Genomic DNA, 540 nt, shown 5'->3' on the forward strand with positions numbered 1-540 from the left:
CTCCGACGGTACCCGCGCGCTGCTCAACCTCGCCGCTGAAACCTCGGCCATGATCTCGGTGCGCGGCTACCGCACCGCCGAGGTGCTGAAAGACTGGGGCTATGCCAATGTCATGGCCACGGGCTGTCCCTCCCTTCTCCTCGCCGGCGGGCGCTTCACCACCCATGCCACGACGCCTCGCCCCACCGCCGACAATACCGTGCTGATGGGCACACGCCATCTCTACCGCCCGACCTCCGCCATCCAGAACGAGATCTACCGCTTCGCCTATCGCAACGGCGTCGACATGATCATGCAGTCCGAACTCGCCGACATGTTCTTCATCGAGGATATCTCGCGAGATACCGTCACGGCAGTGAAGTCTAACCCGGTCCTCGCCACCTGCTATGGCGACGCCAGAGTTGAGGGCATCCGCAACTACCTACGCCACCATGGTAAGGTCTTCTTCCATGCGCGGGACTGGCGGTCCTATCTGCAGCGCAAGGAATATGTCATCGGCACCCGCATCCATGGCACCATCGCGGCGATCCTGTCGGGCTG

At 63.0% G+C, this 540-nt stretch carries 1 protein-coding gene; it reads left to right on the forward strand.

From position 1 onward, the window contains the following. Positions 1-540, forward strand: a 540-nt coding sequence (locus tag ACLD7X_RS18175) for a polysaccharide pyruvyl transferase family protein (protein ID WP_411425090.1), incomplete at both ends; no start/stop codon positions are given.

It is taken from the genome of Aphanothece microscopica RSMan92, assembly GCF_046613545.2.
Lineage (GTDB): Bacteria > Cyanobacteriota > Cyanobacteriia > PCC-6307 > Cyanobiaceae > NIES-981.